The organism is Pararhizobium sp. LjRoot238 (genome assembly GCF_964252955.1).
Taxonomy (GTDB): Bacteria; Pseudomonadota; Alphaproteobacteria; order Rhizobiales; family Rhizobiaceae; genus Pararhizobium.
Window position 1 is genome coordinate 3256588 of sequence record NZ_CAXUPP020000001.1, and the last position, 20116, is coordinate 3276703.

Genomic DNA, 20116 nt, shown 5'->3' on the forward strand with positions numbered 1-20116 from the left:
GGAAAGTCCCTCTCCGCGAGTCGCCGCCGCTGGCGTGCTGTGCCTTTTCAGACACAACCGATCGCATAGTTTCCAAGGCCCCGGCGGCGATTTTCCCAGCTCAGAGCGATTTTGTGGGTATGTAAAAAAATAACTCAAGGAATTCAAATTTTTGGACGCGTTCATCCGTCTTGCTTACCGTGCGCTTTGACGGATTTCTAACGGCCGCCGGAGACTGGGAATGGGTGGCGTTTCCTTTTCATTCACCATCCTTTCTTATAAGTACCAGAGCTCGATGACATGAAGGGCATCGGGCGCGAACCGCTGATGGCGGCAATGCGATACGGGGACGTGTGAGCCAATGAAATTGATGAAAACTGCAGCGATCGTGACACTCCTGGCCGGGTGCGCGTTCACCTCTTTCAGCGTCCAGAGCGCGGAAGCGCTGACCTTGCTGGACCTCTTCCGCAAGAAGAGACCGCCGGTGGAAGAGCGGCATCTGTTCCCGGGTTTTGACGGCATGCGGGAAGCAGGTCCGGCAGAGAATTCGGTGCCCCGTGCCCTGCCGCGTGTGACCTCGCCGCGCTACTACACCTACAAGGCCGAACCGCTGCGCCGCATCGATACCGCAAAGCTTCTCGATCCTGTCGTGACCGGTTCCGTGCGCAACGATGCGCTGCCGCCGATGCAGCGCGGGTCGTTCGCCGATGCCCGGCAGTTCCTGCCGGAGGTGACGGCCTATGCACCGGCCGATGTGGCCAAGGCCATCGAGGCCTTTTACGCCGGCCGCGAGGAATTTATCTGGATCGAGGGCGATGGCCCGAATGCGGCGGCAAGGGCTGCGCTGGCTGTGCTCGGTGAGGCCGCAAGCGTCGGGCTCGATCCGCAGGATTATGCCGTGTCCGTGCCGTCCGATACGTTCGACAGCAATGACATGATGGCGCATGAGAAGGCACTTGTGGATTTCGAAATCCGCATGTCCGCCGCGACACTGACCTATATCCAGGACACCGTTCGCGGTCGCATCGATCCGAACAAGATTTCCGGCTATCACGACTTCAAGCGCAAGGGTGTCAACCTGACGGGCAAGCTTCAGAACATCGCCAGAAGCCACGACGTCGCAGCCTATCTCAAGGCCCAGACGCCGACCGGTCCAGAATTCCTGGCGCTGAAGCGGGAGCTGGAAGCGCTCGAGGCAAAGACGGGCGATGTGCCGCGGATCACCATTGCGCCGGGGACGCTGCTGAAGCCGGGCATCCCCGATCCCGAGCTTGCCAATGTCGTCGCGGGCATTCGCCAGAAGGGTTCAGAAGCGCTGAAGGCGGAGCACGCGGCCACGCTGCAGGCCTACCAGGATACGCCGGACTATACGCCGGAGCTGGTGGCCTTGGTCGAGGGATTCCAGAAGGAAAACGGTTTGAAGCCGGACGGCATCGTCGGCAAGGCCTCGATCCGCATCCTGACCGGGGGCGACACCACGCAGAGCAAGATCGACAAGGTACGCGTCGCCATGGAGCAGGCGCGCTGGCTGCCAGCCGACCTCGGCAGCCGCTACGTCCTCATCAACCAGCCTGCCTTCATGGCCTATTATCACGACCAGGGCGCCGAACAGTTTTCGATGCGTGTGGTCGTCGGTTCCAAGGCGAACCAGACCTATTTCTTCGAGGATGAGATCCAGACCGTTGAGTTCAATCCGTATTGGGGTGTGCCGCAGTCGATCATTATCAATGAGATGCTGCCGAAGCTCAGGAATGATCCGGGCTATCTCGACCGTCTCGGCTATCAGGTGGAAGTCGGCGGTCGTGCCGTTTCGTCGTATGACGTGAACTGGAACGGTTCGACATCCGGCGTTGCCGTGCGCCAGCCGCCAAGCAGCGACAACGCGCTGGGCGAATTGAAGATTCTCTTCCCGAACAGTCATGCGATCTACATGCATGACACGCCGTCGAAAAGCTTCTTCAAGAAGGACCAGCGGGCGCTCAGCCATGGTTGCGTTCGTCTTGCCGATCCGCGCCGGATGGCCGCTGCCGTGCTTGGTACCACCGTCGATGATGTGGCCGAACAGGTCGCTGATGGCCGCAACAAGGGCGTTCAGGTACCGCAAAAGATTCCGGTCTACGTCGCCTATTTCACCGCCTGGCCGAACAAGGACGGCGCCGTCGAGTATTTCGATGATGTCTATGAGCGTGACATGTATATGGGCCGCGCGTTCGAGGCGACACGGCTGGTCCGCCGCGCCGAAGGCTGAGTGCGGCGAAATCGATGATTTCAGAAAGGCGGCTTCGAGCCGCCTTTTTCATGCCTGCGCGATCAGTCGCTCGATCAGGTCAGGCGTCAGTTCGTCGAAATGGCGGATGACGAGATCGGGCGCCAGGCTTTCGACCGGCACGTCGGAATAGCCGAAAGGGACGCCGATCGAGCGGACGGATGCGTTGCGGGCGACAAGGATGTCGTTGAGGCTGTCGCCGATCATCACTGATTTTTCCGGCGCGCCGCCGGCAAGGCGGATGGTCGACAAGAGGTGTTCGGCATCCGGCTTGCGCACATGAAACGTGTCGCCGCCCGTGATTGCCGCGAAGCGGGGGGTGAGGGCGAGCCCTTCCAGCAGGCTTTTCGCCAGCATTTCCAGTTTGTTGGTGCAGACGGCGAGCGTATAGCCGGCTGCAGAGAGACGGTCCATGGCTGCGATGACGCCGGGATACGGAATGGAATCACCCGGCATCGAGCCGTGGTAGAAATCCACGAATTCCTTCATCTGCCAGTCGAGATCGTTGGCGCTCAGGGCTTTGCCGCGCAGTGTGAACGTGCGCTCAATCATCGCCTTGGCGCCGTGTCCGACGAGGTGGGTGAGGTCGTGATAGGTAACTGGCGCAAGGCCTGCCTGGGTGACGGCGTGGTTGAGGCTTGCGACGAGATCCGGTGCGGTATCGACCAGGGTTCCATCAAGATCAAAAACGACAACGGATGCGGACACGAAAACCTCTTGGGGCAACTGCGAAATGTTGCAGTTCGGGTAGGGGAACCAGCGGAAAAAAGCAATCGCCACTTTACGCGATAAGCTGTGGTGGCCATTTGTGTCTCGCCTGCTATTTGGGCTTTTGTTTGCCGTGGCAGGCGTGTAAACGTCTCAGCGGAACAAAAGGACCGGGCCTTTTCGCTGTGGTCCGTGGGATAAGATTTTGAGGAGTGCGTGGCGCATGGACGCCCGTGAAATGAAGATCAAGGCTGCCGCGGCAGCACTCGACTATGTCGAAGACGGCATGCGGCTCGGCATCGGCACAGGTTCGACGGCGGAAGAGTTCGTTCGTCTGCTCGCCGAAAAGGTGGCGTCCGGCTTTCGCATCGAGGGCGTGCCGACGTCGGAACGCACTGCGCGGCTTTGCGTGGAACTCGGTGTGCCGCTGAAATCGCTGGACGAGCTTCCCGAACTGGATCTGACGGTCGATGGCGCCGACGAGGTGGACGGCAAGCTGCGCCTCATCAAGGGTGGCGGCGGCGCGCTTCTGCGTGAGAAGATCGTTGCCTGTGCTTCATCGCGGATGATCGTGATTGCGGACGAAACGAAGGTGGTCGACACGCTCGGCGCCTTCAAGCTGCCGATCGAGGTCAATTCCTTCGGGCTTGCCGCGACCCGTATCGCCGTCGAAAAACTCGCCGCGCGGCAGGGGCTTTCCGGCGAAATCGTCGTGCGCGCCTCGGGCGACGGGCCCTTCATGACCGACGGCGGACATTTGATTCTGGATGCATCTTTTGGCCGTATTCCTGATGCAGATGCGCTGGCATATGAACTCAATGCTATTCCCGGCGTGGTCGAACACGGGCTTTTCATCGGCATCGCGTCCCTCGCCATCATTGCCGGTCCGACCGGGGCGAGGGTGATGACGGCCTAGCGAGATTTCCAGCCGTGGCCCAAGGCGGACGCGGCGGAGTGTTACAACAGCGTTGCCGCCCAAGGGGATCGAGCCCCTTTGGTGGCGGCGGCTTTGAAATTGGATTATGCGGGGTTCGCAGGTGCATGACGCGCACGGAGCCCGGCGTCAACTGACAGGAGCGTTTCAGATATGATCAATCTCGCAGGTCTTGGCCGTACAGTGGCTGCAACCGCCATCATCCTTTCCGCCGTCATGGTTCCTGCCTTGCGGGCGCAGGATGTGACGGACGAGCAGGTCAAGGCTGCCCGCGCTGCGATCGGGGCAATTAACGCCACCAACGGTTTCGACAATATTCTGCCGAATCTGGCCGAACGCCTGAAGATGACCTTGATCCAGTCCTCGCCGAACTATCAGGAACTGATCACCAAGACGGTCGATGAAAAGGCGCTTGAGCTGGCCGCACGCCGCGCCGATCTGGAGCGCGAGGCCGCGACGATCTACGCAAAGACCTTCACCGTCGATCAGCTGAATGCCATCACGGCGTTCTACACGTCGGACGCGGGCAAGAAGCTACTGAAGGATGGCCCGATCGCCTCGCGCGAAATGATCAAGGCTGCCGACATCTGGGCGGCGGGCATTTCCCGCGACCTGAACGCGGCTGCGACCAAGGAGCTCGGCGCGACCCTGACCGCCGGCCAGCAGCCGGTGCCGGGCGAAACGACCGAAAAGCCTGCTCAATAAGCGGCCTGCCGGTTTCGACCGGCGCCTGCCGGACGACGAATTGCAAAGCCCGGATCATTCCGGGCTTTTCATTTTGTATTGCTCCACCCTATATCAGCAACACATGGCGGGAATCGCCGGAAGGGTGCGGCATGGCCGGCCCGGCCGCGGCTTTCCAGGTGCTCCGCCTCCTGTCGCATTGACCCGTCCGGGAGTTTTTCAGCATGACTTCTTTCGATTATGACCTTTTCGTTATTGGCGGCGGCTCCGGCGGCGTGCGCAGCGCGCGCCTCGCGGCCGCCATGGGCAAGAAGGTCGCCATCGCCGAGGAATTCCGCTATGGCGGCACCTGCGTCATCCGTGGCTGCGTGCCGAAAAAACTCTACGTCTATGCGTCACAGTTCACCGAGCATTTCGAGGATGCCGAAGGCTTTGGCTGGAGCGTTGGCGAACGGAAATTCGACTGGACGAAGCTCGTTGCCGCCAAGGAGAGGGAAATCACGCGGTTGGAAGGCCTTTACCAGAAGGGGCTCGCCAATGCCGGCGCAGAAATCCTGAACACGCGGGCCGAACTGACCGGGCCGAACAGCATCCGGCTGGTCGCCACGGGAAAGACCGTGACGGCGGAGCGCATCGTCATCGCCGTCGGCGGCCATCCGACGCCGCATGAGGCGCTGCCCGGTCACGAGCTCAGCATCAGCTCCAACGAGGCCTTCGATCTTCCGGAGCTGCCGAAGTCGATCGTCATTGCCGGCGGCGGCTACATCGCCGTCGAATTCGCCAATATCTTCCATGGCCTTGGCGTCGAGACGACACTGATCTATCGCGGCAAGGAAATCCTGTCGCGCTTCGACCAGGACATGCGGCGGGGGCTGCATGCGGCGATGGAAGAGAAGGGCATCCGCATCCTGTGCGAGGACTTGCTGCAATCCATCACCAAGGCAGCCGACGGCAAGCTGGCTGCCGAAACGCTGAAGCACGGGACGCTGACGGTGGACAAGGTGATGCTGGCGCTTGGCCGCGTGCCGAACACCAAGGGGCTCGGGCTGGAAGCGGCCGGCGTAAAGGTCAACGAGCGCGGGGCCATCATCGTCGATGCGTTTTCGCGCACCAGCGCGCCGGGCATCTATGCGCTCGGCGACGTGACGGACCGCGTTCAGCTGACGCCGGTTGCGATCCACGAGGCCATGTGCTTCATCGAAACGGAATACAAACACAATCCGGTCTCCCCCGATCACGACCTGATCGCTACCGCCGTCTTCTCGCAGCCGGAAATCGGCACGGTCGGGCTTTCGGAAGAGGATGCCGCGAAAAAATATGGCGAGCTGGAAATCTACCGGGCCGAGTTCCGGCCGATGAAGGCGACGCTGTCGGGACGTCGCGAAAAGACGATCATGAAGCTGATCGTCAACGCCGTCGACCGTAAGGTTGTGGGCGCCCATATCCTTGGTCATGAGGCAGGCGAGATGGCGCAACTGCTAGGAATTACGCTGAAAGCGGGCTGCACCAAGGACGACTTCGACCGCACCATGGCCGTGCATCCGACGGCGTCGGAGGAGCTCGTGACGATGTACAGCCCCAGCTACCGCATCAAGAACGGTGAGAGGGTCGGCTAAACCCTTGGCACGGCAATTCGCGCGTTGCCGGCAAAGTGCGCGCTAAAATTTCTCGGTGCGTACTTTGCTGGAACAATCGCTTTTCAATCCCCATGTTAACGTTTATAAGCCCGCATCCGCAAAATCGCCGTTTTCCCCGCAAGGGGAGCTGCGGTCAGGAATTGGGCCGCTGGAAACGCGATTCAGATCCCGTTTCCAGCCAGCGTTGACCGGACCTATCCGGGACGCGGCAGCGACGGCGGACCTCGCGCAAGAGAACAGGTGATTGACATGGCACAGAATTGGACCCCGAACAGCTGGCGGCAGAAGCCTATTCAGCAGGTGCCGGATTTTCCGGATATGGCAGCGCTGAACGCAACCGAAGCGCAGCTGGCGACCTATCCGCCGCTGGTCTTTGCGGGTGAGGCACGCCGTCTGAAGAACCAGCTTGCCAATGTGTCGGAAGGCAAGGGCTTCCTGCTGCAGGGCGGCGATTGCGCCGAGAGCTTCGCCGAACACGGCGCCGATACGATCCGCGACTTCTTCCGCGCGTTCCTGCAGATGGCCGTCGTCCTGACCTTCGGCGCCCAGCAGCCGGTCGTCAAGGTCGGCCGCATCGCCGGCCAGTTCGCCAAGCCGCGCTCTTCCAACATCGAAAAGCAGGGCGACGTCGAGCTGCCGAGCTATCGCGGCGACATCATCAACGGCATCGAGTTCAACGAGAAGGCCCGTATTCCGGATCCGGAGCGCCAGATCATGGCGTACCGCCAGTCGGCTGCGACGCTCAACCTTTTGCGCGCTTTTGCGATGGGCGGTTACGCCAACCTCGAAAACGTGCACCAGTGGATGCTCGGCTTCGTCAAGGATTCACCGCAGGCCGAGCGCTACCGCAAGCTCGCCGACCGGATCTCCGAAACCATGGACTTCATGAAGGCGATCGGCATCACCTCGGAGAACCATCCGAGCCTGCGCGAAACTGATTTCTTCACCAGCCACGAGGCTCTGCTGCTCGGCTACGAGCAGGCGCTCACCCGCGTCGATTCGACCTCCGGCGACTGGTACGCGACCTCCGGCCACATGATCTGGATTGGCGACCGTACCCGCCAGCCCGACCATGCGCATATCGAATACTGCCGCGGCATCAAGAACCCGCTCGGTCTCAAGTGCGGTCCGTCGCTGACAGGTGACGGGCTGATCGAGCTGATCGATCTGCTCAACCCGCAGAACGAGGCTGGTCGCCTGACGCTGATCTGCCGTTTCGGCCACGACAAGGTTGCCGAGCACCTGCCGCGCCTGATCCGCGCCGTCGAGAAGGAAGGCCGCAAGGTCGTCTGGTCCTGCGATCCGATGCACGGCAACACGATCACGCTCAACAGCTACAAGACCCGGCCGTTCGAGCGGATCCTGTCGGAAGTCGAAAGCTTCTTCCAGATTCATCGCGCCGAAGGCACGCATCCGGGCGGTATCCATATCGAGATGACCGGCAACGACGTCACCGAATGCACCGGCGGCGCCCGCGCGCTCTCCGGCGCCGATCTGGCTGATCGTTACCACACCCATTGCGACCCGCGTCTCAACGCCGACCAGGCGCTCGAACTCGCCTTCCTTCTGGCCGAGCGCATGAAGGGTGGCCGCGACGAGAAGCGGATGGTCGCCAATGGCTGATCTTGGGGCCGATCAGCGCCGCTGATCCTCGGCTGAATGAATTGAAATTGACGAAACCGGGCCGGCCGAAGATGCTGGCCCGGTTTTTTCATGCCCGCGCGACGGGCCAATAGACAGTTTCAGGGGATGAACATGGCGGAAGAGCATACAGGGTCCTGCAATTGCGGCGCGGTCCGTTTTCATACGCGGGGAAGGTTGCGGGAAGTGATCGCCTGCCACTGCTCGCAGTGCCGCAAGCAGACCGGGCTCTATTATGCCGCGACCAACGTTCTTGATGCAGACCTGGATATTCAGGGCACCGACACCGTCACCTGGTACCGCTCGAGCCCGCAAGCCCGGCGGGGCTTCTGCAAGACCTGCGGTTCGGCGCTGTTCTGGAAGATGGATGGCCTCGATTACACCTCGATCATGGCCGGCGCGTTCGAACCGCCAACCGGACTGGCGTTCGGCTACCACATCTTCTGCGCCGACAAGGGTGATTTCTACGAGATCAATGACAGCCTGCCGCAGTTTGCGCAGTCAAATGTCTGACGGCTCCGCATCGTCACTGTTCGTTTGGAGGCGATGCTTCTCTGCGTCAATCGAACGGACCGCTTCGCCAAAGGCTCGGTCCAGTGCGCAGAACTTGATCGATTGCCAGCGCTTGTAATCATCAATGAACGAGACCGCGACCCATACTTTGTTCCGGTTGTTGCGCCGGTCCTGCCAGCCAAGCGATCCGAGCGCTTCGGCGCGGGCAAAGAGGCGCCGGATATGCGTGCGCGACAGGGAATAGTGGTTGGACAATTCTGCGAAACGAAGGTCTTCGACCCAGTGGTAGCCGTCCTCGGGTACCAGATTGACGATCCGTGAGACGAAATCGTCGAGGATCAGCCCGCCATATTCGGTCCAGACGAAACAGGAGATGCTGAGCGGCGGCTCCCGCCACGCCCCGTCGGCGATCAGCCGCTTGGCTGCGATCGGCTGGGCGCGGCGAAAAATTTCGGGATTGGCCTCCAGCCGTGTGACGCGCTCGCCGCCGTCGAGAAGGTCGAGGCTGCGCATCTGGCCGCGAAACCACAGCATCATCGCCTCGTGGCTGATCTCCGTCGGCTCCAGCGGACGGCTGCGTTTGCTGGGCGATCCAGGCACGTCGCGGATCAGCTTGTAGGCGAGCAGTTCGGCCAGAAAGGCTGTCGCCGTATTGCGGCTGGCCGCGCCGAATTCGACGATGATATCGAGAAGCCGCGACGCCGTAATGCCGGAGAGGGGATCGGCCGGGTTGCGCTGCACGTGCAGCGCATAGGCAGCCTGGGTGAGGAGCCATTTCTGCTGAGCGGCGACCAGGCGGCCGATCCTTGGAAAATGGTCATAGAGCTCGATCATGTGTCGTGCGCCCTGTTGCAGGACCGCAAACAGCGCCGGATTCGACGCAAATGCCTCAATCTCGGCGGATGAGCCGGTTTCTGGGCTTTCGATCTCTGACGACGGCATACCGGTCATGGCTTTAACGAAGGTCCAATGGATAGTTGCATCGGTTTCGGAATCGGGGTGAGCGAAAGTTGTGTCGCTTGCCAAACGCTCAAAGTCCACCTTTTGTTTCAGGAATAGGCCGCGGTTAGTTTTTAGGGTCTGTCCGGCCAACAAAAAAAAGGCCGGATGGCAGCATTGCCATCCGGCCAGAACGACAAGACCTCCATGATTTTTATGTTTCTGCGTCTCCTTATTGTATTTCAAGTATTTAGGGCTGTATCATTTTCGTCCTGCTGGACGGTGGCAACGGGAAACCGACGGCCGCGCGATAGATGGAGTATACGATGAATAACGAACTCTACGCCGACGGCATCAGCGAAATCACTGTCACCAACTCGGTGGTCATGATCGACCTGACGAGCCTCTCCGCCACCGAAAAAGACGGGAAAAACAATCCGAAGCCGGTTTTCCGCCAGAGGATCATCATGCCGGTCGATGCCTTCGCCAACGCCGTCGATCTCATGCAGGAGGCGTTGGCCGGCCTGGCAAAAGCCGGCGCGGTTCGTCGGTTGTCCGATGTCCAGAAGATGCCGAGGGTCGTCCCCGCCGAGGCGCGTTAGCCTGATCGTAACCGCGAGCAATTTTCCGGAGACGTATCGCCCGGAAAATTGCTGTTTAGGCCATTGGTCGTTGCCTCTAAAACATTAACGACCTTTCTAAGGGCGCTACCGAGACAAACTCGCGTGCGCAAACAGATCTGCGTGTGACTGGAAGAACCGGTCGGTCGCGAAACGCTTGCCGAACATCATGTCGTGCTGCAGGAAGCGATAATCGCGAATAAAAGAGGGAACCGTCTTCTTGCGGCCCCAGGCGGACGTGTCCTTGCCGGCGGCATCGACGAGCATGTAGCGATCGATGACGTGGTACTGGTCGAAGACATTGCCGAGGAAACCCGTGTAGTAGGGATGCTCGAAGCCGCCCTGCTTGAGGATGTGATAGGACAGGAAGGCCGGGCTGATCGTGCCGATATCCTTGACCGGGCCGGTCTTGTTCGACCAGACGACCAGCGGCGTCTCGTGCTGCGCCTTCATCTGCTCGACCGAACCCTTGCGCGAGGCCGTGACGTCGTTCATGTAACCGGTATTCGGATAGACGGTGTTGAGCGGCGGCAGGTGGTCGCCGAAGAGCACGATGATCGTTTCGCGGTCACGTTCCTTCGCCCAATCCATCAGCATTTTCAGGCTGTCGTCGGCTTCCTTGATACCCTGCGCATAGGTCGCCAGCACCTGCCTGTCGGCTTCCGGCAGGTTTCCTTCCACCTTGATGGTGTTCTTCGCGTAGCGGTTTGCTTCATAGGGGCCGTGGCCCTGCAGCGTCACCGTGAAGAAGAAGAACGGATCGCGCAGCTGATCGGCTTCGCGGATGATTTCCTTGGTCAGCGATTCATCGGATGCAAAGATGCCGCGCTTCTGCATGACCGGCAGGTTCTCTTCGGACCGGAACTGTTCGAAGCCGAAGGCCTTGTAGACGGCACTGCGGTTCCAGAACCACTTCTGGAACGGATGGACGGCGCGGGCGACATAACCTTCGCCACGGAAGAAGGTGGCAAGCGACGGGATCGGATTGCGGATATACTGCTGGTAGGGAATGCTGCCATAGGGCAGGAAGGCATTCGAGAACCCGGTCAGTGCTTCGAATTCGACATTGGCGGTCATGCCGCCGAACTCCGGCGAAAACACGTTGCCGGACTGCATCTTACGGATGGTCGGCATCGGATCGGGCGACAGCTTGACGTTCGGCAAGCGCGTCGGATCCCAGAAGGATTCACTCATCAGAACGATGACGTCCGGCTTGCCGCGATGCGTCGTGCCGGCCGGCACCGGCTTCGTCGGGATCTTGTCGATGGCATCGGACATGTAGCCTGCCGGAGCCGTGACGTTTGCCATCGGCAGGTTGAGGGCGAACGCCATGACGAAACCGTTGTGGCGATAGTTTTCCGTCTGGTCCCACATGATCGGGATGACCTGCAGCCGGTCGCGTATCCAGGAGAAATTGTTGTAGTCCATGATGTGATAGAAAGAGGCGAGCAGCGGCAGGGCCACCGCCAGCCGGGTCAGACGCCGGTTGCGCGTCAACAGCGGAAAGCGGCGCCAGGCAAAACGCGCAAGCCAGGCAAGGGCGATGATCGAGGCGATGAGGCCGACGACAATGCCGGCGGCCGTCCAGGGGCGGTCCCGCACCAGCACCGGCATCAGTTCCATGATCTGGCGCCCGAACAGGAAGTCCGTGGGATAGAGCGGATCGGAGAGAAAAATCTGCTTCTGGCGGCTGACGAGAGCCGGGATCAGCGCGAGCGGGGCGATCAGGATAACGCCGTAGTTTTCGCGCCCGAATGCCGCGTCGAGTGCCAGGAACACCAGAAAAAAGACGCCTACCGTCGTCCAGGCCGGGCGCACCGGATCAAGGAAATACGATACTGTCTCGGAGGCCGAATTGCGCGCGATCCATTCAACGGTGAAGATGAGCGTGATCGACAGGAGCAGTGACAGAGAGAGGCGTCCTGCGATTGATAACAGCTTGCTGTTGCGGGCGCCGAAAGCGATTGGGGGGCCGTAGACCTCGGTGGCGGTGGCAGCACGCACTGCCGATTCAAAACTGGCCAAGGCCTTCTCCAATTTTCACAAAACTGTCGTCCCATTGTCATACAGATGTCATCTTGAACGGAGGATGAATAAGCCGGTTAAGGTTTTCTCAGTGCTTTTTCTGTCCAGATCCAGGGGCGCGAAACGTGCGTGTCGGTGCATTCCTGCGGTTGTGCCGGGGGTCTCAAATCCCGAGCGAACGCTCTTTTTTCTATTTTAACGGCAGGCACGGGTTTTTTTGGCGCGGAATGCGTTAGATATCTCCCCGGGTGCCGCCGCATCCGCGACAGCAAGATAAAGTACGGGCCTGTTTCATGACCGCGCAAAAGACCATTTCGAGCACGTTCCGCATCGCCGTTGCCCAACTCAACCCGGCTGTCGGTGATATCGTCAGCAACCTTGCCAAGGCGCGCGAAGCGCGCGCCGACGCGGCCCGCAACGGGGCCGACCTGCTACTGCTGACGGAACTCTTCATCTCCGGTTATCCGCCGGAAGACCTGGTCCTGAAGCCGGCCTTTCTCAAAGCCTGCAAGAAGGCGGTCGATGCGCTCGCGGCGGATACCGCCGATGGCGGTCCGGGCGTCGTCGTCGGCTTTCCGCGTCAGGGCGAGGCGGGACGGCACAATTCCGTTGCGGTTCTCGACGGAGGCAGGGTGCTGGCCGTTCGCGACAAGCTCGATCTGCCGAACTATGGCGAATTCGACGAAAAGCGCGTTTTCACCGAAGGCGCGATGCCGGGGCCGGTCAATTTCCGCGGCGTGCGGCTCGGCATCCCGATCTGCGAGGAAATCTGGAACGACATGGGGGTCTGCGAGACGCTGGCGGAAAGCGGCGCGGAAATCCTGCTCGTGCCCAATGGTTCGCCCTATTATCGCGGCAAGATGGAGGTGCGCCACCAGGTCGTGCTTCGCCAGGTGATTGAGACCGGCTTGCCGATGATCTTTGCCAACCAGCTCGGCGGCCAGGATGAGCTGGTTTTCGATGGCGCCAGCTTCGCTTTTAATGCGGACCGGCAGCTGGCTTTCCAGATGAGCCAGTTCGAGGAGAGTATTTCAATTTCCGAATGGCGCAGAGGCAGCGACGGCTGGGTCTGCGAGCCGGGAATGATGTCGCGCCTGCCACAGCAGGAAGAGGCGGATTATCGCGCCTGCATGCTGGGCTTTCGCGACTACGTCAACAAGAATGGCTTCAAGAACGTCGTGCTTGGCCTCTCAGGCGGCATCGATTCGGCCATCTGCGCGGCGCTCGCCGTCGATGCGCTCGGCGAAGAGCGCGTGCGCACGGTGATGCTGCCCTATCGCTACACGTCGTCGGATTCGTTCAAGGATGCCGAGGACTGCGCCAGGGCGCTCGGCTGCCACTACGATATCGTGCCGATCGAGGAGCCGGTCCAGGGCTTCATGAGCGCGCTTTCGGAGATGTTCGAGGGCACGGAGCCGGGCATCACCGAGGAAAACCTGCAGAGCCGCACGCGCGGAACGATCCTGATGGCGCTCTCCAACAAGTTCGGCTCGATGGTGGTGACCACCGGCAACAAGTCGGAGATGTCGGTCGGCTATGCGACCCTCTACGGCGACATGAACGGTGGTTTCAACCCGATCAAGGATCTCTACAAGATGCAGGTCTACGGCCTGTCGCGCTGGCGCAATACGACCGTGCCGCCCGGTGCGCTCGGTCCCTCCGGCGAGGTGATCCCGAAAAACATCATCGACAAGGCGCCTTCGGCGGAGCTTCGCCCGAACCAGACCGACCAGGATTCCCTGCCGCCCTATCCGGTGCTGGACGATATCCTGGAATGCCTGGTCGAAAAGGAAATGAGCACCGAGGACATCGTCGCGCGCGGCCATGACGAGGCGACGGTGCACCGGATCGAGCACCTGCTCTATATCGCCGAATACAAGCGCCGCCAGTCGGCACCGGGCGTGAAGATCACCAAGAAGAACTTTGGGCGCGACCGCCGCTATCCGATCACCAACCGGTTCCGCGACCGGTAGAACGACGAGCCGGAGGAGGCGATATGCGCAGTTCGGTCGAAATCTACACGCTCGAAACCGGCGAGAGCCGGGTTGTCTGGCAGACGGAGCAACTGGTGGAGGCGCCGAATTGGTCGCCCGATGGACAGTCGCTCGTCATCAATGGCGATGGGCTGCTCTATCGCCTGCCTCTTTCAGGTGGCGAGCCAGTGTTGATCGATACCGGCATTGCGCGCCAATGCAACAACGATCACGGCATCTCGCCCGACGGCAAGACGATCGTCATCAGCGACAAGACCGAATTCGGCAAATCGGCGATCTACATCTTGCCGGCGGAAGGCGGCGCGCCGCGGCTTGTGACCCGCAACCTGCCGTCCTACTGGCACGGCTGGTCGCCGGACGGAAAGACTCTGACCTATTGCGGCATCCGCGATCAGGTCTTCGATATCTATACCATTTCGGTGGAGGGCGGCGATGAAACCCGGCTGACATTTGGCGAGGGGCGCAACGACGGCCCCGACTACAGCCACGACGGCCAGTGGATCTACTTCAACTCCAGCCGCTCCGGCCGGATGCAGATCTGGCGTATTCGCCCGGACGGTTCGGATGTTACGCGCATCACCGACAGCGAATTCGGCGACTGGTTCCCCCATCCGTCGCCCGACGGCAAGCATCTGCTCGTGCTCTCCTATGACGGCGACGTCTTCGATCACCCGCGGGACCTCGATGTTCGGCTGCGGCTGATGGACCCGGACGGTGGCAACGCCCGCGTCCTGTTCGAGTTGTTTGGCGGACAAGGCACGATCAACGTGCCCAACTGGTCACCCGATGGCAAGGAATTCGCCTTCGCGCGGTATGAGCCGGTGCCCTGAGAGGTATAAACCGCCTGACTAACGCACCCATGCCGGTATGTTGTAGGGCGTGATGACCTCCACGGCCGAAAGGTGCGCTCCTTGCGAATTGGCCAAGGCTCCGCGGCGGCTCATGATCGCACGGAAGGCCGTGCGGACATCGGCTTTCAGATCATGGTGCAGAATGAAGTGGATGTGTCCGCTGCGCAGCAGATCGAGATTGTCGGCATCGAGATCATGCGCCACGAAAACGGTATGGGGGCGCGCTGCCGCGGCAAAAGCGGCAAGCACCGCCCGGTTTCCGCCGCCGATCGAATAGACGGCGTTGACCCCCGGATTGGCGGACAATGCCTCTGCCGCGAGCGCACCGGTTGCCTCGTCACGGCCAAGGCCCTCGCTGATCTCCACGATGCCGATCGACGGGTAGCGGTCGCGCAAGGTTCGGCGGAAACCGATCTCCCGCTCCTCTTCACCCCTGAACCGGCTGCTCGACAGCGTCACCAGCACGGTCGCCGGATTTCCAGCGAACCGCTCGCCGATCAGATAGGCGGCCGTCTCTCCGGCGGCCCTGTTGTCCGCCCCGGCATAGGCGGTGCGCGGCGCGTTCGGCAGGTCGGTGACCAGCGTCACGACGGGAATGCCGGACTGTTCGAGCCGGACGACGGCGGTGCTGATATCGGGCACGTCGGGCGCCTTCAGTACGATGCCGTCGGTGCCGCGCAGGCGAATGCGGTCGAGCAACTGGACGATCTCGTGCGGCCGCATGGTCTCGGCAAGATGGAACCGCGATCGGAAGATCGTCGGCAGGAAGGTCAGGCTCTCGCTTTCGAAGGCGTCACGGACCGCGTTGGTGAACCGCTCCGGCGCTTCCATGACGATATCGATGCCGAATTTCCGCCCCTGAACTTCCATGCCGGCCTGCTGCTTCTCCAGTTCCCGGACGGCGGCGCGCACGCGCAGTTCGGTCTGCTTGCGCACACCTTGGCGGCCGTTCAGGACGCGATCGACGGTGGCGGTGCTCAAGCCGGCCTGGAAGGCAATATCCTTGACCAGAAACTCATGCGCCATCGAGATTCCGTTCTGATGGGTTTTTGATGGATTCCTGCTCTATATCAGATTTTTCCGCCGCGTATAGTCGAACCATCGAACGGCATCCGACGGGAGGAAAAAGGATGAAGACCGACAATGTTCTGAGGCAGCGCGCCGACCGGGTCTGGCTGACCGAAGCCGCCTGCGATCTGGAGGATTTCCGCGCCGAGGTGGAGCGGACGACGCAGCTCAGTGACTATCCACATGCGGCAAGTGTCGAGAAGAACGTGCTGATCTATGACGGCGCCAGTGTTCTGAAGACAGCCGCGACACACGATGGACGCCGGGCGGTGCTTGCAGAGATCTGCGAGGCTTTCGCGACCGGGCCGGGCGTCATCGTCCTGAAGCAGGCTTTCGAGAATACGGACGTCATCGATGCGGCAAGCGATGTCTTCGACGAGATCATCAACGAGCAGAATCGCACCAATACCGGCGGCGGTGACCATTTTGCCAAGCCCGGCGCCAACGACCGCATCTGGAATTCGCTGGAGAAGCACTGCCTGAAGGATCCGGAGAATTTCGCGACCTATTACGGCAACATGCTGATCGCGCTGGTCAGCGAGGCCTGGCTCGGGCCGAGCTACCAGATGACGGCGCAGGTCAACCGGGTCAATCCGGGCGGTGCGGCGCAATCGGCGCATCGCGACTATCATCTCGGCTTCCAGACATCAGCCGTGATCGAGCAGTTTCCTGCCCATGTGCATCGGCTGTCGCCGGTGCTCACCTTGCAGGGGGCGGTTGCCCATTGCGATATGCCGCTCGAAAGCGGGCCGACGCTGTTTCTGCCCTACAGCCAGACCTATGTGCCGGGCTATCTGGCACTGAAACGACAGGAATTTCGCGACTATTTTGATCGGAACCACGTGCAACTGCCGCTGTCCAAGGGCGATCTGGTGTTCTTCAACCCGGCGCTTTTCCACGCTGCCGGCACCAATCGTTCGGCCGGCATCAAGCGTGTCGCCAATCTGCTGCAGGTTTCGTCCGCCTTCGGCCGGGCGATGGAGACGGTCAACCGCGAGCGGATGAGTGCAACGCTCTATCCGGCCCTGAGAGCCATGCTGGACGATGGACGGCTATCTGATGCGCAGGCGGCCAATGCGATCGCGTCCTGCGCGGAAGGCTATTCCTTCCCCACCAACCTGGACCGCGATCCGCCGCTCGGCGGCCTGGCGCCGAAGACGCAGGCGCAGTTGATGCATGAGGCGCTGGCTGGCGGATGGGAGGCGGAGGCTTTCGCCGAAGCACTTGCGGCACAGGCGGAGAAGAAACTGAGCTGACGTCAGCACGCCAAATCTTTAAAACTTCCGTCCGGTTTCCGGGCGGAAGTTTTCGGTGTCATCAATGTCTAAAATGGAGGAAACGGAATGAGCAACGATTATGGCCGCCTTGACGGCAAGATCGCGATTGTGACCGGCGGTACGCAAGGATTGGGAGCGACGATCGCGGCGCTGTTTGCCGAACGGGGTGCCGCTGGCATCGTCATCTGTGGTCGCAATGCCGCGAAAGGGGAGGTCAAGGCGGCCGAGATCGGTAAGGCCGCGGGGACCAAGGTGGTGTACGTACAGGCCGATCTCGGAGAGGTGGAGGACGCGCGCAAGGTGGTCGCGGCCTGTGACGCACAGTTCGGCCGTGTCGATGCGCTGGTGAATGCGGCTGCGATTACCGATCGCGGCACCATCCTCGATACAACACCGGAGTTGTTCGACCGCATGTTCGCCGTCAACGTGCGCGCGCCGTTCTTCCTGATGCAGGAGGCGATCAAGGTGATGCGCCGGGAAAAGACAGAGGGGACGATCGTCAATATCGGCTCGATGTCGGCCAAGGCCGGGCAGCCGTTCATCTCAGCCTATTGCGCCTCCAAGGGTGCGCTGGAAACGCTGACCAAGAACACGGCCTATGCGGTGCTGCGCAACCGCATCCGCGTCAACGGGCTCAACATCGGCTGGATGGCGTCGGAAGGTGAGGATCGCATCCAGCGCGAGTTTCATGGCGCCGCGAGCGACTGGCTGGAGGAGGCGGCAGCGAGCCAGCCGTTCGGCCGGTTGGTTGATCCGGCCGAGGTGGCACGCGCCTGTGCCTATCTTTCGTCGGCGGAATCCGGCCTTATGACGGGATCGGTCATCTGCTTCGACCAGTCGATCTGGGGCGCCTATGACGGTTCTCCGCATCCGGTCACTGCCCTGTAAGAGAACAGGCGGGCCGCTTGCATTCGGCGGCCCGCTGTGCCTTTATCGGTTTGGTTCAGGTGCCCGCGAAAGCGGGAGAATCGGGAATCCGGTGAAAATCCGGGACGTGCCCAACGCTGTGACGGGGACGGCTTTGCTTTAATGAATTTCTGAGTATTTTCAGAATTCTGCCACTGAGTCCTCATGTGATTTGGGAAGGCGGCAAGGCCGGTTGATCCGCAGTCAGAAGACCGGCCTGACGAGATAGACCAGCCCCGCGCGGACGGCGGGAGGTTTCGCATTGTTGGGGATCAAACGATGCAAACGGAACCGCAAGACCGCCTTGTCAGGGCGGAAGCATTTTCACCGGACGAGCGCGCCGCCGTCTACCGCGCCATCGAGACCCGCCGCGACGTGCGGGATCAGTTCCTTCCAACGCCTCTGCCGGACGAACTGGTCGCACGGCTTCTCGCCGCCGCCCACAGCGCGCCCTCCGTCGGTTTCATGCAGCCGTGGAATTTCATTGTCGTGCGGGACGAAGACCGGCGCCAAAAGGTGTTCGAAGCCTTTCAGCAGGCCAACGAGGAGGCGGCGCTGATGTTCGATGGCGCCGCGCGCGATACGTATCGCTCGCTTAAACTGGAAGGCATCCGCAAGGCGCCGGTGAGCCTCTGCATCACCTGCGATCCGACCCGCGCCGGCAAGGTCGTTCTCGGCCGGACGCACAATCCGCGTATGGATGCGTTTTCGACGGTCTGCGCCGTGCAGAACTTGTGGCTTGCCGCGCGGGCGGAAGGCGTCGGCGTCGGCTGGGTGAGCATTTTCCACGAGCGCGACGTCAAGGCAGTTCTCGGCATACCCGATCACATCGAGATCATCGCCTGGCTTTGCCTTGGCTACGTCGATCAGCTCTATGCGGAACCCGAACTGGCCGTCAAAGGCTGGCGGCAGCGACTGGCGCTCGATGAACTGGTCTTTGCTGACGCCTGGGGTGTCAAGCCGGCGAGCTAGAGACATTGATCAATTGGTCTGTTGCTGCTGGTATCCGGGGCCTGTCGGATGTTTCAGGTCGATCGACGATTCCTGAGAGGGCAGGAAGCTCGGTCCGACAACGCGCACCTTGCTGTTCTGCGGATCGTAGGGGCGGTCTGCAACGGCAGTCTTTGCCTGCGTCTTGTCGGCCTTGCGCGGTTTGATCTCAAGAATGCCGCTGCCATCGTCCGGCGTACTCTGGTTCGTGGCGGTCTGGCGGGCAGGCGCACAACCGCATTGGCCGGGCTGGCTGCGGTCACGCGTCTTATAGGCGAAAGCCGTGGGCAGTTCTATATAGGGCTCGCCTGTGGAGGCCGAGACCATCTGATCGGTCTCTTCGGTCGCAAGCGCATGGTAATAGAGCGCCGTTTCCGCACCCGGGCATCGGCGTTGGCAAGCCTCGGCATCGCGCTGGAAATCGGCGGGCGTAGCGCTGGACGAGATCGGGAAGAAGGCACCGTCGCAGGTGCGGACGCACAGCGTACGCAGGCTGCCGCCATAGTCAGCGCCCGGCAGGGTGAAATCGGATACATCGGCACTGCCGCGCAAGGCCGGCTCGCTTTCGCTGATCGGCGGCAGATCCTTCAGGATGTTGCGATGCGTTTCCGGCTCTTCGGCCGCGGCCCGCAGGATCTCCTCCTCCTCCTCGGCGCAGCGATTGACGTAGAGAGCGGCCATGATCCGGCGGCGGCTGATTTCGCTGTCGCCACCGGAGACAAGATATTCGCGGCGGGTCTTCAGCGTTTCGAGTTTGATTTCCATCTGCGAGATTTCGCTGTCGAGGGCCGCGCAGGCCTGCTCGTTCGGATCGCCGACGATGATGACGCTGCCGGAACTGCATCCCAGGCGCCGCCGGTCGGCGCGCGCCCTGCGCAGATCAAGGTTCTGCCGTGCGATTGCGCCGGTGTAGTCGCGCAGATTGGCGTTGGAGGCGACGATCTTCGGCAGGTTCGACAGGCGCGCACTCAGCCGTTCGCACACCGTCGCGGCGTCGGCAGTGGCCGTCATGACCATGAGAAGCGGAGCGATAAGCGCCGCGAAGCGAACCGAACGGAAAATCAATGTTTTCTCTCGTCTGAGC

At 61.3% G+C, this 20116-nt stretch carries 17 protein-coding genes and 1 riboswitch; of the genes, 12 read left to right on the forward strand and 5 right to left on the reverse strand.

What is annotated here, in order from left to right:
- The first annotated feature begins 340 nt into the window (after nt 1-340).
- Nucleotides 341-2227 (forward strand): L,D-transpeptidase family protein, encoded by a 1887-nt coding sequence (locus ACSQ3F_RS15815; protein ID WP_436101096.1) that lies wholly within the window; start codon nt 341-343, stop codon nt 2225-2227.
- 48 nt (nt 2228-2275) lie between these two features.
- Here ACSQ3F_RS15815 and ACSQ3F_RS15820 read toward each other — a convergent pair whose 3' ends face one another.
- Entirely contained in the window at nt 2276-2953 is a 678-nt protein-coding gene (locus tag ACSQ3F_RS15820) for an HAD family hydrolase (protein WP_436101097.1), read from the reverse strand.
- Between the two features lie 223 nt (nt 2954-3176).
- Between ACSQ3F_RS15820 and rpiA the strand changes: the two genes are divergently transcribed.
- The 5 genes from rpiA to ACSQ3F_RS15845 all read left to right on the forward strand — a co-directional run bounded on the left by rpiA (nt 3177) and on the right by ACSQ3F_RS15845 (nt 8362).
- Entirely contained in the window at nt 3177-3869 is a 693-nt protein-coding gene (gene rpiA, locus ACSQ3F_RS15825) for a ribose-5-phosphate isomerase RpiA (RefSeq protein ID WP_436101098.1), read from the forward strand.
- Nucleotides 3870-4040: 171 nt separating this feature from the next.
- The gene (locus ACSQ3F_RS15830; RefSeq protein WP_436101099.1) at nt 4041-4592 is read left to right on the forward strand and encodes a DUF2059 domain-containing protein; all 552 of its coding nucleotides are present in this window, start codon (nt 4041-4043) and stop codon (nt 4590-4592) included.
- Between the two features lie 203 nt (nt 4593-4795).
- Nucleotides 4796-6187: a glutathione-disulfide reductase gene (gene gor / locus ACSQ3F_RS15835; protein ID WP_436101100.1), complete on the forward strand. Its 1392-nt coding sequence runs from the start codon at nt 4796-4798 to the stop codon at nt 6185-6187.
- 270 nt (nt 6188-6457) lie between these two features.
- Nucleotides 6458-7831: a class II 3-deoxy-7-phosphoheptulonate synthase gene (locus ACSQ3F_RS15840; protein ID WP_436101101.1), complete on the forward strand. Its 1374-nt coding sequence runs from the start codon at nt 6458-6460 to the stop codon at nt 7829-7831.
- A gap of 132 nt (nt 7832-7963) precedes the next feature.
- The gene (locus tag ACSQ3F_RS15845) at nt 7964-8362 is read left to right on the forward strand and encodes a GFA family protein (protein WP_436101102.1); all 399 of its coding nucleotides are present in this window, start codon (nt 7964-7966) and stop codon (nt 8360-8362) included.
- Here the strand turns inward: ACSQ3F_RS15845 and ACSQ3F_RS15850 are convergent.
- On the reverse strand, nt 8351-9313 hold the full coding sequence (locus ACSQ3F_RS15850) for a hypothetical protein (protein WP_436101103.1): 963 nt from the start codon (nt 9311-9313) through the stop codon (nt 8351-8353). The two genes, ACSQ3F_RS15845 and ACSQ3F_RS15850, sit on opposite strands and share 12 nt — an antisense overlap.
- Before the next feature lie 314 nt (nt 9314-9627).
- Between ACSQ3F_RS15850 and ACSQ3F_RS15855 the strand changes: the two genes are divergently transcribed.
- Nucleotides 9628-9903 (forward strand): hypothetical protein, encoded by a 276-nt coding sequence (locus ACSQ3F_RS15855; RefSeq protein WP_436101104.1) that lies wholly within the window; start codon nt 9628-9630, stop codon nt 9901-9903.
- A 105-nt stretch (nt 9904-10008) separates the two neighbouring features.
- On the opposite strand, the gene ACSQ3F_RS15860 is transcribed toward ACSQ3F_RS15855, so the two are convergent.
- Nucleotides 10009-11886, reverse strand: a complete 1878-nt coding sequence (locus ACSQ3F_RS15860; RefSeq protein ID WP_436102166.1) for an LTA synthase family protein — start codon at nt 11884-11886, stop codon at nt 10009-10011.
- Between the two features lie 353 nt (nt 11887-12239).
- Here ACSQ3F_RS15860 and ACSQ3F_RS15865 point away from each other — a divergent pair, with 353 nt between their 5' ends.
- The gene (locus tag ACSQ3F_RS15865; RefSeq protein WP_436101105.1) at nt 12240-13919 is read left to right on the forward strand and encodes an NAD+ synthase; all 1680 of its coding nucleotides are present in this window, start codon (nt 12240-12242) and stop codon (nt 13917-13919) included.
- A 23-nt stretch (nt 13920-13942) separates the two neighbouring features.
- A complete protein-coding gene (locus ACSQ3F_RS15870; protein WP_436101106.1) occupies nt 13943-14770 on the forward strand; it encodes a TolB family protein in 828 nt (275 codons plus the stop codon).
- Nucleotides 14771-14788: 18 nt separating this feature from the next.
- Here the strand turns inward: ACSQ3F_RS15870 and ACSQ3F_RS15875 are convergent, their stop codons facing one another.
- On the reverse strand, nt 14789-15817 hold the full coding sequence (locus tag ACSQ3F_RS15875; protein ID WP_436101107.1) for a LacI family DNA-binding transcriptional regulator: 1029 nt from the start codon (nt 15815-15817) through the stop codon (nt 14789-14791).
- 104 nt (nt 15818-15921) lie between these two features.
- On the opposite strand from ACSQ3F_RS15875, the gene ACSQ3F_RS15880 reads away from it, so the two are divergent.
- From ACSQ3F_RS15880 to bluB, 3 genes are all read left to right on the forward strand, one after another.
- Nucleotides 15922-17115, forward strand: a complete 1194-nt coding sequence (locus tag ACSQ3F_RS15880; RefSeq protein ID WP_436101108.1) for a phytanoyl-CoA dioxygenase family protein — start codon at nt 15922-15924, stop codon at nt 17113-17115.
- An 87-nt stretch (nt 17116-17202) separates the two neighbouring features.
- Nucleotides 17203-18024 (forward strand): SDR family oxidoreductase, encoded by an 822-nt coding sequence (locus ACSQ3F_RS15885; RefSeq protein ID WP_436101109.1) that lies wholly within the window; start codon nt 17203-17205, stop codon nt 18022-18024.
- A 40-nt stretch (nt 18025-18064) separates the two neighbouring features.
- Nucleotides 18065-18277, forward strand: a riboswitch (cobalamin riboswitch).
- Nucleotides 18278-18321: 44 nt separating this feature from the next.
- Nucleotides 18322-19014, forward strand: coding sequence for a 5,6-dimethylbenzimidazole synthase (bluB, locus tag ACSQ3F_RS15890; protein ID WP_436101110.1), 693 nt, complete (start codon nt 18322-18324; stop codon nt 19012-19014).
- Between the two features lie 9 nt (nt 19015-19023).
- Here the strand turns inward: bluB and ACSQ3F_RS15895 are convergent, their stop codons facing one another.
- Nucleotides 19024-20049 carry a DUF2865 domain-containing protein gene (locus ACSQ3F_RS15895; RefSeq protein WP_436102167.1) on the reverse strand — a complete coding sequence of 342 codons (1026 nt, stop codon included), beginning with the start codon at nt 20047-20049 and terminating at the stop codon, nt 19024-19026.
- Nucleotides 20050-20116: the final 67 nt, after the last annotated feature.